We start from the raw sequence: 14,295 nt of genomic DNA on the forward strand, positions 1-14,295 counted from the left end.
TTCTGTATTAATACAACCAGATATCTGTTTTCTCCCGGACTATTCAAACTTTTTATTTTATTCAATGATAGCGTTCCCCTACTGGCACATTGACACATTATAATATTGGCACATTATTAATTCATCTCTCAGCCAGATACACTCCGCTAAGAATAAAAGCACACCCAATCAATGCTATTAAAGTAATCCGTTCGTCTATTACAACGGCAGAAGTAATCAGAGTGACCAATGGCACAACGTAAATATAATTGGCTGCACATACCACCCCCAAACGTTTCACAGCCAATGTCCACATTATATAGCAAAGCATGGAAGCAATGACTCCCAGAAACAATAAATTCGCAATCACCAACGGTTGAAACAGGATAGTGGTATCTGTCTGCAAAGGATAAAAGAAGAAAAAAGGAAGCAATGTCAATATGCCATAAAAGAATACTTTACGCGTAATAAAAAGAGTAGAGTAATTAGAATTCATACGCTTCAGCAGCAAACAATAGATGGCCCACATCAAAGCAGCAATTAAAGTCAGGATATCCCCCAGCGGACTGATACGAAGAATAAAACTACCATTGAATACTACTAAAGCCACACCAGCCAATGCCATCAAAGAACCGATAATCAGTTTCGGTTTCAATCTTTCACCTTTATAAAAAAAGAAAGATAGAAAAGCCGCTAATATCGGAGCAGTACATATGATAAGCGATACATTGGATGCAAGTGTCATGCCAAGAGCTGTATTCTCGGCAATGAAATAAAGCGAACCGCCCGTTAGTCCGAGGAGTACAAAAATGCCTTCGTCCCTCCATGATTTAGCCCACAAAACACGGGGCGAAAAGAACCAGATACAAATGTAAGCCATGATGAAACGGTAAAACAGGATATCAGTGGCAGAAAGACCGTAGCCAATCAAAATTTTAGTTGAAACGAAGGTAGTCCCCCAGATAGCAACTGTTACTGCTGCCATAAGATGAAACCAGACGGAGGGTTTAGTTGTTGTATTCATGCTTTATGCTTAGAAGAAAAAAAATCGCAGCAAAGATAGGCATATCCGAGCATAGTTTTTTATATCTTTGCGCCTCATTTCAAAAAGACCAACTAAAAAAATATCGATGCAAGGAATAAAAAACTTAACCCAAGGTCCTATCAATCGCCAGTTGTTCAATCTGGCAATGCCGATTATGGCAACCTCATTCATACAGATGGCATATAGCCTGACAGATATGGCATGGGTAGGACGTCTGGGTAGTGAAGCAGTAGCTACAATAGGCTCTGTGGGGATCCTTACATGGATGTCCAGTTCTATTTCTTTATTAAACAAAGTAGGTTCCGAAGTTAGTGTAGGTCAGTCCATAGGAGCACAGAATCAAAAGGATGCACGTCATTTTGCATCACATAATATTACAATTGCACTGATCATTTCTCTTTGTTGGGGCGGACTGCTCTTTCTTTTTGCCAGCCCGATAATCAGAATATACGAACTGGCACCACATATCACGGATAATGCCATCTCCTATCTCAGGATTGTATCTACCGGTTTACCTTTTGTTTTTCTTTCGGCTGCCTTCACAGGTATATATAATGCAGCAGGCCGGAGCAAAGTACCCTTTTATATCAGCGGTACGGGATTAATAATGAATATCATACTTGATCCTCTCTTTATATTCGGTTTGGGACTCGGAACAAACGGAGCCGCCTATGCCACTTGGTTATCACAAGCTACCGTATTTGGTATTTTTGTATATCAGTTGCGTTGCCGTGATGCACTGCTGGGTAGTTTTCCTTTCTTCACCCGATTAAAAAAGAAATATACGCACCGTATTTTAAAATTAGGACTGCCAGTAGCAACTCTCAATACCCTGTTTGCTTTTGTCAATATGTTCCTCTGTCGCACAGCTTCAACGCATGGTGGCCATATCGGATTGATGACTTTTACTACCGGCGGACAAATTGAAGCCATAACCTGGAATACTTCACAGGGGTTTTCAACTGCGCTAAGTGCTTTCATTGCACAAAACTACGCTGCGGGACGAACAGAGCGGGTTATACGTGCCTGGCATATGACCTTATGGATGACAGGAGTATTCGGAACGTTTTGCACATTACTGTTTGTATTCTTTGGCAATGAGATCTTTGCTATCTTTGTACCGGAGCAGGCTGCATATGAAGCAGGAGGGGTATTCCTAAGGATAGACGGCTATTCACAACTATTCATGATGCTGGAAATTACTATGCAAGGAGTTTTTTATGGTATCGGACGTACAGTTCCGCCGGCTATCATCAGCATTACATGCAACTATATGCGCATTCCACTTGCCATTTTCTTTGTCCGTTTAGGGATGGGAGTTGAAGGTATTTGGTGGGCAGTATGTGTTACTACAGTAGCTAAAGGGCTGATACTGCTGACATGGTTTGCAATTATACGTAAAAAAGTACTTTCGGTCAACAAAATATAAGAGATGATTGTTTTTGAAGTAAAGGAACGACAACGCAACTAAATATTTTCTTTATCTTTGCCCCGTTCTAAGATTTATCACTAATATTAATTTAATAAAAGTATGAAAAAGATTAAATTTATGGCCTTTTTCTTGAGTATGGCCTTAGTATTCGGAAGCTGTGGAACAATGAACAATACTGCCAAAGGCGGAATAGTTGGTGGTGGCTCAGGCGCTGCTCTGGGTGCAATCATCGGTGGAATTGCCGGTAAAGGTAAAGGTGCCGCCATTGGTGCTGCTATCGGAACAGCTGTTGGTGGTACCGCAGGTGTATTGATTGGTCGCAAAATGGATAAAAAAGCAGAAGAAGCAGCACGAATTGAAGGTGCACAAGTAGAACAAATCACTGATAACAATGGATTGGCTGCTGTGAAAGTGACATTTGATTCCGGTATTCTTTTTGGTTTCAACTCTTCTACATTGAGTAATACTGCCAAACAATCATTGCGTGAATTTGCAGGTGTACTGAAAAGTGACCCGACCATAGATATTGCTATTATCGGACACACCGATAAAGTAGGTACGCAGGAAGCTAACCAAAAGGTTTCTAACAATCGTGCTTATGCAGTAGAAAATTACCTTCAGTCATGCGGTGTTCAGCCTTCTCAGTTTAAGACAGTAGAAGGAGTCGGTTATTCACAATATGACGAAGCGCTGACTGCAGCTCAAAACCGTCGTGTGGAAGTTTATATGTATGCCAGTGAGCAGATGATTAAAAATGCAGAAGCCGGTAAGTAAAATACTTCGTTTTATACGCAATCTGCTGCTCTTTTTCTTCGTATCGACTTTGCTTGCAGTTATCATCTATCGGTTTGTTCCGGTATATGTTACTCCATTAATGGTCATCCGAAGCATGCAGCAGATAGCATCAGGAGATAAGCCCACGTGCAAACACACGTGGGTTTCTTTTGATAAAATCTCCCCCTACCTGCCTATGGCAGTCATCGCTTCCGAAGACAACCGTTTTGCAGAGCACAACGGGTTCGACTTCAAAGAGATAGAAAAAGCGATCAAAGAAAATGAGAAACGAAAAAGGAAAAGAGGCGCGAGTACCATCAGCCAACAGACTGCAAAGAATGTATTTCTTTGGCCACAATCATCATGGGTACGAAAGGGGTTAGAAGTCTATTTCACTTTTCTCATCGAAACATTTTGGTCAAAAGAACGAATCATGGAAGTATACCTCAATTCCATCGAAATGGGTAAAGGTATTTACGGAGCACAGGCCACTGCGAAATATAAATTCAATACAACAGCAGCCAAACTGGCCAAAGGACAATGTGCCCTCATTGCTGCCACGCTTCCTAATCCGATACGTTTTGATTCGGCTCATCCGTCATCTTACATCCTGAAGCGACAAAAACAGATATTGAGACTGATGAACCTGGTCCCTAAATTTCCACCTGCAGAAAAAGAGAAAAAGGCCTCTAAACCACAAAAGAAAAAGAAGCGATAGCCTCCTAATCTGTATTCATCTATAAAATTATAACTCTTATGAAGAAATACATCCCACTTCTTTTCTCTCTGGCCTGCCTGTCAGTCGGAATGAGAGCACAACGTACAGAAGTATACGCTCCGCATATACAAACGGTGCAGGTAATAGCCAACGATAATTATAATGCCCCGGCAATTATAACGCTGGAAGCCGGAGAATATGTGGAAATATCTTTCGACGAACTTTCACATGACTATCATCGTTATCAGTATGTTCTCTCTCATGCCAATGTAGATTGGACTCCTTCCAACCTTTCGGATATAGACTATCTGGACGGATTTAATAATAACCCGATTGAAGACTACGAAACATCTGTCAATACTACGATGCCCTATACACACTATCGCCTCAAACTGCCCAATGATGAAGTGCGCATGACATTATCCGGTAATTATATTGTGACTGTTTATGATGATTCTGATAGCAGTAAACCCATCTTCAAGACCTGCTTCCGGATACTGGATAAACAAGTCAATGTATCGGCTGTAGTAAGCAGTGATACAGAAATAGACCGTAACAAAGGACACCAGCAAGTTAGCTTCAATGTTAATTACAAAGGATACACAATCCGAAATCCGCAACAGGAAATAAAAGTACAAGTGATGCAGGATGGACGTACGGACAACATGGTAACAGGAGTAGCGCCAACTTATGTAGGTCCCGACGAACTGCGTTACACACACAATCGTGCCCTGATATTTCCGGCGGGAAATGAATACCGTAGATTTGAGACAGTCAGCACACGTTATGCAAATATGGGAGTAACAAGCCTACAGTTCCACGATCCTTATTATCACGCAACACTCTTTCCAAGTGAACCGCGTACAAAAAACTACAGCTATGATGAAGATCAGAACGGACGTTATCTGATTCGTTACGATGACGCAACGGATAATAATATTGAGGCCGATTACTTTTTTGTACATTTCAGCCTTCCCTGGGAAGATCCTTTTATAGACGGTAAACTCTATCTGGAAGGAGAATTCACTTATGATAATTTCAATTTGCAGAGTGAGATGAAATACAACAAAGAGACTTATTCGTATGAGTCGGTACAATTGTTGAAACAGGGGGCATATAATTATCAATATCTGTATGTACCCAATGGAAGTACCAAAGGCGAAACCGGGCCTATAGAAGGAAACTATTATGAAACAGAAAATGAATATCTGATTTTGATATACAATCGTGCATTTGGCGAACGATATGATAAACTGATAGGTATGCAACTCGTAAAATTCAAACCGTAGTCGGAATAATATAAAGAAGGGAAGTACTAAAAAGCAAGTACTTCCCTTTTTTATTTATATTCTATCGATGATCAGGCAAATATATCACTCCGTTCAATATAGGCTATCACATCTCCTTTATTAACAGTGGCTCCTTGCTGGGCACATACTTCAACAACACGACCTGTAAATCCGGTCAACAACTTCTCATATTCACCCCATGGTGTAGAAAGGAAACAAAACGTTTCGTCATGCTGGTACTTACGACCGATAAACGGTGCAGTGGAAGGACCTTCTACTGATACTTCCCAAAGTACCTGACCCTTATCCGGAGCAATGATAGGATCGGCTTTTGCACGTTTCAACTTTCTTATCTCTTCTTCAGAGTAACCATTCTTTACCATGGCGGCATCTTTTGCATGTTCCAAATCAGTCTCAAAGCGCTTTTTGGCAACTCCCGATTTATAGTCACGATATTGACGGTCGTGCATAGCCAATTCAAAGAGCTCTTCATTATCGTCTCCATATTCCCAACCGTTCTCGTCCATCTCTTTTCTGTAATCATCCAAAGCATCCGGATAATTCGCTTGTGGATCAGTATCCACAAATGCATATCCTTGAGATTTTGCCAGTTCAATAATTTCAGGAGCAAGCTGGCCCGGTAAACGTCCACTCTTTCCCAGAATCATATCCCAGGTATGATTGTCAATCATCGTCCAACGCTCTTCACCTTTCACAAGCTGCATCACATTCATTAATGCCACATTCTTCACGTATTGACTAAATGGTGTTACCAATGGGGGATAACCGAGTTTGGGCCATACATACTCTACTTCATCAAAAAGCATTACCAACAGATCATCAATACTTAGTTCCGGTTCGTTTTTGCCCCTCAATATCATATTAATCCCGGCATGAACACCCTTCAAATCAGCCATCATAGATCCCATCATCCCACCAGGAAGACCACATTTTAAAAGAAGAGATGACATCTGCTTATTAGTAGGATCCATAAAATATCCCAAAAAGTCATCAATAAATTCCTGAGTCATGGCACGTGCCTTCATATAAGCTTTCATATTGATCTCAGGTACATCATAGCCTTTATCTTTAAGCATCGCCTGTACCGAAATTACATCCGGATGAACTTTTCCCCACGACATAGGTTCCATAGCCACATCAATAATATCAGCCCCATTCTCACAAACTTCAAGAATAGATGCCATTGAAAGACCTGGCCCGCTATGACCATGATACTGGATAATTATTTCAGGATGTTTCTCTTTAATAGCTTTTGTCAGTCTGCCCAGCATTCCGGGACGACCGATACCTGCCATATCTTTCAAGCAGATTTCAGGTGCACCGGCTTCTATCAGTTTATCGGCAATATCGGCGTAATATTCAACGGTATGCACCGGAGAATGGGTAATACAAAGAGTAGCCTGGGGAATCATCCCCCCTTCAAGAGCATACTTAATAGAAGGAATAATGTTACGTACCTCATTCAGCCCACAAAATATCCGGGTGATATCCACTCCCTGGGCATGTTTTACTTTATACATCAATCGCCGTACATCAGCCGGTACAGGATACATACGTAAACCATTCAGTCCGCGATCAAGCATATGAGTCTGAATGCCTGCTTCGTTAAAAGGTTTGGTAAATGCACGTACGGCTTTATTCGGATTCTCTCCATACAGCAGATTTACTTGTTCAAAAGCTCCTCCGTTGGTTTCGACACGGGCAAAACAGCCCATTTCTATAATCAATGGAGCAATTCGCACTAACTGGTCTACGCGGGGTTGATATTTACCGGACGATTGCCACATGTCCCGATAGACGAGACTGAATTTAATTTCCTTTTTCATTGCCGTAATCTAATAAGGTGATTTTACATAATTTGGTTAACATATCATCTGTTACAAATATACAGAGTTATCTGACATAAAGACAAAATAAATCTAAAAAAGTTTAGTAAAAAGGATATGTTTTATATCATATTGTCACAAAATAAAAGAAATAAGAAGAATTCATCTTCTTATTTCTTACAATTAAACAATAACAAGCCGTCTAAAACCACAAATTAAAATAAACACGGCTAATTCTCTTTCAGTTTAAAAATCTATCTAATTTATACCTATTGATTAAACAAAATCCTTCAATTCTTGTTGTAGCCTCTGACGTGTGAAAAAGATACGGCTTTTTACAGTACCAAGTGGTAAATCAAGTTTCTCTGCAATCTCACGATATTTAAATCCTGAAACATGCATAGAGAAAGGTACTTTATATTCTTTGGGTAATGCATTAACAATGCGGCGCATCTCTTTAAGATCGTAAGCCCCCTCTGTACTTTCAAATCCGGAATCTTGCGGCAAATTCAAATGGTAAAGATTATCTGTCTGGTCTACAAAAGTCTGATCGCGTACAATCTTACGATAATTATTAATAAAGATGTTACGCATGATAGTGTACATCCATCCTTTGAAGTTTGTATCCGGGATATATTTGTCCTCGTTATCCAAGGCCTTTAGTGATGTTTCCTGCAACAAATCATTTGCTTCCTCACGGTTAGCTGTTAACTTATAAGCAAAACGAAGCAACTCTTCCTGAACTCCTATTAAATCTTTCTTAAAACTTAAACTTTTCATACTTAATGGTTTTTACGGTTAATATTTCGTTTCTTTATCGATGTTGCAAGTTTAAAGGTATTTTTAGACTTCAGTAGGGGGGAATTCGTCTTTCTTTGGGGTAAAAACTATCAAAAAACAGTTTTTAGGTGCTTTTTGATAGTTATTGGGTGCTACTGATGATTTTTATTCTCTGTTCTATTGCAAGAATGATCACTTTCACCTATCTTTGAAAGTATTAATAACTCTAACAAATACACAAAATTATGACTCTATTAATCATTTTAGGAATTATCGTCATACTCGGAATCATGGTAGCTTCGATGTACAATTCATTGGTAAAATTAAGAAATAACCGTGAAAATGCATTTGCAGATATAGATGTACAGTTAAAACAACGTCATGACCTGATACCACAATTGGTAGATACCGTAAAAGGCTATGCCACTCATGAAAAAGAAACGTTAGACCGGGTTATACAGGCTCGTAACGGAGCTATCAACGCACGTACTATTGATGATAAAATTAATGCGGAAAATCAATTGACATCTGCTCTTTCGGGATTGAAGATTACACTGGAAGCTTATCCTGATTTAAAAGCAAATCAGAACTTCCTTCAGTTACAGGAAGAAATATCAGATGTTGAAAACAAGCTGGCTTCAGTCCGCCGCTATTTCAACTCAGCTACAAAGGAACTGAACAATGCTGTCCAAACATTTCCTTCCAACCTGATTGCCGGTATGTTTGGCTTCCACAAAGAAATTATGTTCGACCTGGGAACAGAACAGCGTGCCAATCTGGAACAAGCCCCTAAAATTAATTTCTAAACTCCTCACGGATAATTGATAAATCATGCAATACGTCGGAATTCAAACACAACAGAACCGGAATAATATCCGTTCCGCATTTCTGCTGTTTCTGTTTCCTTGTTTAGTAGGGGTACTCTCCTATCTATTCTGTTATTTGCTGGTAATGCTTACGCAAGAGCAGTATGTGGACTATAGTCGTATGGATATGGTGAATGACATATTCCTCCAATCTATACCTTATATAATAGGAGGTGTTACGATTTGGTTCCTTATTGCCTATTTTGCCAACACAAGCATTATCAAAGCTGCTACCGGAGCAAAGACACTGGAACGCAAGGAGAACAAGCGCATCTATAACCTGGTAGAGAACCTCTGTATGTCACAAGGTATGAAAATGCCGAAGATCAACATCATCAATGACTCTTCTCTGAACGCCTATGCCAGTGGAATTAATGAGCGTACTTACACTGTTACACTTTCCCGTGGGATTATTGAGAAATTAGACGATCAGGAGCTGGAAGGAGTCATAGCACATGAATTAAGCCATATTCGTAACCGGGATGTGCGTTTACTGATTGTTTCCATCGTATTCGTTGGTATCTTTTCTATGTTGGCGCAGATTGCCATACGTTCTATTTATTATAGTTCGCGTGCGCGTAGTAGCAATAGCAAAGGAAACGGTGTTATTGTGTTGATTCTGATTGCTCTCATTGTAGCTGCCATTGGCTATTTTTTTGCAAGTCTTATGCGTTTTGCCATCTCACGCAAACGTGAATACATGGCAGATGCAGGTGCTGCCGAAATGACAAAGAACCCGCTTGCCCTTGCCAGTGCACTGCGTAAGATTTCAGCCGATCCTGATATTGAAGCCGTAAAACGGGAAGATGTAGCCCAACTTTTCATAGAACATCCGGGCAAACAGGCAAAGAGCAGTTTCAGCGGACTCAGTGGGCTGTTTGCAACCCACCCTCCTATTAAAAAGAGAATTGAGATATTGGAACAATTCTAAAAACGTCCATAACCTCATCTTTAAAGCATATAAAAACTTTTGCCATATAAATACGAATTTATTAAAACGCAAATGAACGCAGATTTTCACTAATTAGATTGCTGCGTTATGATTGAAAACAATATTCCATCAGAAAATCTGCGTTCATCCGCGTTTATCTGCGTTTCAATAATAATCAATTGTGATGTATTACTTATTTGTAATCACAATGTTATTTTTCCGAGGTTTTCGTAGTTCTTTTGTGATTTTTTCATAGCTTTGCCTACATATACATAAAAACACTTTATTTAATTATTTTATGAAACTAATCAAATCTCTCATCCTTTTGGCTGCGATAGCAGTTTCTGTCCCGTCATTTGGGCAAGGACTGAAAGCATTTAAGCTGAAAAACGGCCTTTCCGTATATATATGGGAAGACAACACGAAGTCTGACGTATTCGGATTGGTAGGAGTACGTACAGGGGCAGTTAACGATCCTACCGAATATACCGGACTGGCTCATTATCTGGAACATGTAATGTTTAAAGGAACCGACAAAATTGGTACACTCGACTGGGCTGCAGAAGAACCTATTTACCAACAAATCATCGCCAAGTATGATGAAATGGCCGATGAATCCGATCCGGTAAAAAAAGAAGCCATTGGTAAAGAAATCAATGAGTTGACTATTCAGGCCGGAAAGGTAAGCGTATCTAACGAATTTTCTAACCTGATGGAAAGTATGGGAGGTAAAAATCTAAACGCTGCTACAGGTATGGATTTAACCTATTACCATAATTCTTTCCCCGCTTTTCAGATTAACAAATGGCTGGAAATCTCTTCTCAGCGTTTTCTGAATCCGGTATTCCGTACCTTCCAATCTGAGTTGGAAACGGTATATGAAGAATACAACCGCGGGCAGGATAATCCTTGGCGCGTGCAATACGATTTTATTCAGAGTAAAGCGTACGAAGGACACCCTTACTCACGTTCGGTACTTGGTTTGCCCGAACATCTGAAAAACCCTCGGTTAAGCCAGTTAATCAAGTTTTACAATGACTGGTACACAGCAGAAAACATGGTATTGGTTCTGGTAGGTAACGTAAATGCCAACCAGATCAGTGGAAGAATAGCATCTACTTTCGGCCGTCTTCCTCAAAAAGCAACCCCCGAACGTAAAACCTATCCTGATCTGAATATCAAAGGGCGTACACAATATACGGCTAAAATTGGTCAATATCCATCAGTATGTATGATTTACAAAGGTGTGCCAGCCGGACATCCGGATGAAAAACCCCTGGAAATAGCACTTGCATTATTACACAACAGTAGTGCTACCGGAGCACTCGATAAACTATCAATTGATGGTGAAATAACAAATGGTTCCGCATCTCTGGAAGCCAATCGTCAGCAAGGTCGTTGCAAAATAGCAGTAACTCCATTGTATGATGAAAACCAAAGACGTTTTGAATCAAACAAGAGTGCCGAGAAGAAAGCATTGAAAGCGATTCAGCAGATTGCTAATGGTGAAGTGGAAGATTGGATCATTAATGCCATCAAAACCAATATGTGCCGCGAATTTGATCAGGTTATGGAAGCAAGTGAAAACAAAGCACTTATTCTTTTACAAGCTTTTATCAATGAAGAAGATCTGGGACAGGTACTCAACTACAAAGATGAAATCATGGCCATCAACATCGATGATATTAAGCGCGTAGCCAAACAATACCTAAGCAATGATTATCTGGCTCTTTATATAGAAAAAGGCAAATTAAGTAAAGATGCCAAAATAAAGAAACCAGGATACAAACCTATCGAACCTCCTGTAGGCAAACAGTCACTCTATGCACAACAATTCAAGAACTTACCTATCGGTCAGGTAGAAGAAAAATTTATGAATTTCGGTGAAGTACAGACTAAACGGATCAATGACCGTTCTAAACTGTTCTACACTCCCAATTCGGAAAACGAAGTATTCAGCCTGACACTGAAATATGGTGCGGGAGAACGCACATTCCCTAAAATTGGTATTGCAGCCAGCTTAATGAATAATGCAGGTATCATGGGAATTTACGAACCGCAAGAATTGAAAAAGGAACTTAGCAAGCTGAATGTCAGTTGTAATGTATTTGCCGGTGATGACTATCTGTACATCTCAATGCGCGGATACGAGAACAATCTTCCGGAAGCCTGCCAACTACTTGCTCGCCAGATCTTAATGCCTAAACTGGACGAAAAACAGTTAAGCCGCATCAAAGGTAGTACACTAGGATCACGTCAACAGCGTAAAGACAATGTACAGACCCTGGGTGCTGCTTTGAATCAGTACATCCGTTATGGAGATAAATCTCCTTTCATAGACGAACTGACTGACAAACAAATCCTGGAATTACAGATATCAGAACTGACAGGCGATATCAACCGTGCCTCCAATTATGAAGCGGAAATCTACTATACAGGTACGTTGCCTTTCGACAATGTATATGAAATCCTGAGCAAAAACCTTCCGTTGGTGGCTAATGAAAAACCAACTGATTCACCACAAGTGAAACCAATTGCTCCCGTTACAGAAAACACGGTTTATTTCCTGCCGAATTCAGACGCAGAACAAGCTCAGATCTATTTCTTCATGCCGACAGCAAACTATGACAAAAAGGATGATGTATTGCGCGATGCATTCTACCAATACTTCTCCGGAGATTTCAACGGGCTGGTATTAAGTGAGCTTCGTGAAAAGCGTTCTATGGTTTATACCGCTTATGGAGTAGTTACAACGCCTATCCTTCCGGGATATCCAACTACTTTTATCGGGCAAATCGGAACACAAAACGACAAAGCCAATGAAGCATTAGCTCTTTACATGGATTTGTTGCGTAATATGCCGGAAAATCCGGATCGTATGGACAATATCAAGAGTTATCTGCGCCAGGAAGCACTTACTACACATCCGGACTTCCGCGATAAAGCTCAATACTTTGAACAGTATAAGAGAGTGGGATATACACAGGATCCCGCTATTGAAAACATACCGAAAATTGATGCTTTGACTTTTGATGATATAATGAAGTATTATAAAGAAAACATCAAAGACAAACCAATTGCTATCGGTATCATGGGTAACCCGAAGGATATCAATGTAGAAGAACTGAAGAAATTCGGTAAAGTGGTAAGATTAACAGAGAAGAAACTGTTCAATACCAAAGATGCACTGTTCTAAGAACTGAAAAGTAACTGATAATATGCAATCCCTGTTTGTAATACATTTATTACAGGCAGGGATTTTCATTTCCGGACATTAAACATTATAACTACCTCCTCCTTTTTCTGTTTAATTTCATTAAATAAAGTACAGTTAATCTGTATTTTAGTATATTTGAATGTTAGTAATTAAAAAGAGTAGCGATATGAAAACGAATAAACGTACTATTACCTTAATGCTCCTGTTGATTATCGGTTTATCCGGAGTTTCTGCTCAAAGTAAGAAAGAGCAAAAAGAACAGAGAGAACAAGCTGTGAAAGAACAGATTGTATCGGAGAAGTATAAAATTAGTGTGAGTACCGCCTATCCTCGCCGTGGTAAGACCGTCTACTTATCTTCACCTTATTCCCTGGAGATAAGAAATGATTCTGTTATTTCGTATCTACCTTTCTATGGACGCGCATACTCCATCCCTTATGGTGGAGGCGACGGATTGATATTTAAAGCACCCCTTGATAAATACGAAATGAAAATGAATAAGAAGGGAGCTGCAAAGATCGAATTTATTGCCCGTAGCCCGGAAGACAGGTTTAAGTTCAGCTTAACCATCTATCCCAATGGTTCAACCAGCATCAACGTCAACATGCAAAACCGTGAATCGATAAGTTTCTCGGGAGAAATGGAAGAGAAAGAGTTATAGAGTTGTAGGGTTATAAGGTTATGAGATTGTAAAGTAATGGAGGGTAACCTTATAACCCACTTTATATATCATTCTTCCTCCTCCCCCTTCAAAATCGGCAAGCAAATTTGATACTTTACTGCCAGAATGCGCGTTACAAAGACACTGCATCCACTTATAATTTGCGTTACGACAGAGTCCAGTCCTAGAAGGTGGCACATCCAATATACAACACCACCTACCACACATGCCATGGCATAAATCTCTTTACGAAATATCAAAGGGATCTCATTAATAAACACATCACGGATCACACCGCCTGCCGCACCGGTAATGCTACCCATCATGATTGCAACCCAGAATGGGTATCCCAAAGCTATACTCTTTCCCACACCTACTACGGTAAACAGAGCCAGACCGACACTATCAAACACAAAAAATGTATTATGCAAATGAATCAGATGTTTACCAAAGAAAATAACCCATAACAGAGCCATTGCCGTACAGATCAGATAGACGGGATTCGTCATCCACCCGGGAGTAACCCCAAGCAATACATCACGAATAGTACCACCGCCAATGGCAGTAGCCAGGCCCACCACATAAGCCCCGAACCAATCAAAGCGCTTGGCAGAAGCCAGACGAATACCACTGATTGCAAAAGCAAACGTACCTATAAAATCCAGAATTTGAACGAATGTTGGCATATACTACTTTTTTTGTCTGCAAAGGAACAAATAATTCCGCAAGAAAGCGTACTTTTGTTTTCAGAAAAAT

General features: G+C 40.1%; 12 protein-coding genes. 8 read left to right on the top strand and 4 right to left on the bottom strand.

Annotated features, from left to right (window positions below):
* Positions 1-121 precede the first annotated feature (121 nt).
* The gene (locus VCM39_RS11720) at positions 122-1,003 is read right to left on the bottom strand and encodes a DMT family transporter (RefSeq protein ID WP_221651497.1); all 882 of its coding nucleotides are present in this window, start codon (positions 1,001-1,003) and stop codon (positions 122-124) included.
* Positions 1,004-1,109: 106 nt separating this feature from the next.
* Here VCM39_RS11720 and VCM39_RS11725 point away from each other — a divergent pair, with 106 nt between their 5' ends.
* The 4 genes from VCM39_RS11725 to VCM39_RS11740 all read left to right on the top strand — a co-directional run bounded on the left by VCM39_RS11725 (position 1,110) and on the right by VCM39_RS11740 (position 5,237).
* Entirely contained in the window at positions 1,110-2,453 is a 1,344-nt protein-coding gene (locus VCM39_RS11725) for an MATE family efflux transporter (RefSeq protein WP_322932631.1), read from the top strand.
* A 102-nt stretch (positions 2,454-2,555) separates the two neighbouring features.
* The gene (locus VCM39_RS11730; protein WP_221651495.1) at positions 2,556-3,230 is read left to right on the top strand and encodes an OmpA family protein; all 675 of its coding nucleotides are present in this window, start codon (positions 2,556-2,558) and stop codon (positions 3,228-3,230) included.
* Positions 3,211-3,948 carry a monofunctional biosynthetic peptidoglycan transglycosylase gene (mtgA, locus tag VCM39_RS11735; protein WP_221651494.1) on the top strand — a complete coding sequence of 246 codons (738 nt, stop codon included), beginning with the start codon at positions 3,211-3,213 and terminating at the stop codon, positions 3,946-3,948. The genes VCM39_RS11730 and mtgA overlap by 20 nt, the downstream gene beginning before the upstream one ends.
* A gap of 38 nt (positions 3,949-3,986) precedes the next feature.
* Positions 3,987-5,237, top strand: coding sequence for a DUF5103 domain-containing protein (locus VCM39_RS11740; RefSeq protein WP_289292101.1), 1,251 nt, complete (start codon positions 3,987-3,989; stop codon positions 5,235-5,237).
* 71 nt (positions 5,238-5,308) lie between these two features.
* Here the strand turns inward: VCM39_RS11740 and VCM39_RS11745 are convergent, their stop codons facing one another.
* Together VCM39_RS11745 and VCM39_RS11750 are read right to left on the bottom strand one after the other, a co-directional pair.
* On the bottom strand, positions 5,309-7,084 hold the full coding sequence (locus VCM39_RS11745; protein WP_321028984.1) for an oxaloacetate decarboxylase: 1,776 nt from the start codon (positions 7,082-7,084) through the stop codon (positions 5,309-5,311).
* Positions 7,085-7,360: 276 nt separating this feature from the next.
* On the bottom strand, positions 7,361-7,864 hold the full coding sequence (locus VCM39_RS11750) for an RNA polymerase sigma factor (RefSeq protein WP_007485269.1): 504 nt from the start codon (positions 7,862-7,864) through the stop codon (positions 7,361-7,363).
* Positions 7,865-8,109: 245 nt separating this feature from the next.
* Between VCM39_RS11750 and VCM39_RS11755 the strand changes: the two genes are divergently transcribed.
* The 4 genes from VCM39_RS11755 to VCM39_RS11770 all read left to right on the top strand — a co-directional run bounded on the left by VCM39_RS11755 (position 8,110) and on the right by VCM39_RS11770 (position 13,539).
* Positions 8,110-8,670 (top strand): LemA family protein, encoded by a 561-nt coding sequence (locus VCM39_RS11755; protein WP_002560600.1) that lies wholly within the window; start codon positions 8,110-8,112, stop codon positions 8,668-8,670.
* A gap of 25 nt (positions 8,671-8,695) precedes the next feature.
* The gene (locus tag VCM39_RS11760; RefSeq protein ID WP_322932630.1) at positions 8,696-9,661 is read left to right on the top strand and encodes a M48 family metallopeptidase; all 966 of its coding nucleotides are present in this window, start codon (positions 8,696-8,698) and stop codon (positions 9,659-9,661) included.
* Between the two features lie 298 nt (positions 9,662-9,959).
* On the top strand, positions 9,960-12,857 hold the full coding sequence (locus VCM39_RS11765) for a M16 family metallopeptidase (protein WP_322932629.1): 2,898 nt from the start codon (positions 9,960-9,962) through the stop codon (positions 12,855-12,857).
* 187 nt (positions 12,858-13,044) lie between these two features.
* A complete protein-coding gene (locus VCM39_RS11770; RefSeq protein WP_321028983.1) occupies positions 13,045-13,539 on the top strand; it encodes a DUF4251 domain-containing protein in 495 nt (164 codons plus the stop codon).
* A 68-nt stretch (positions 13,540-13,607) separates the two neighbouring features.
* Here the strand turns inward: VCM39_RS11770 and VCM39_RS11775 are convergent, their stop codons facing one another.
* Entirely contained in the window at positions 13,608-14,225 is a 618-nt protein-coding gene (locus tag VCM39_RS11775; RefSeq protein WP_002560604.1) for a trimeric intracellular cation channel family protein, read from the bottom strand.
* Positions 14,226-14,295 lie beyond the last annotated feature (70 nt).

The sequence above is a fragment of the Bacteroides mucinivorans genome, assembly GCF_034654355.2.
Taxonomy (GTDB): domain Bacteria; phylum Bacteroidota; class Bacteroidia; order Bacteroidales; family Bacteroidaceae; genus Bacteroides; species Bacteroides nordii.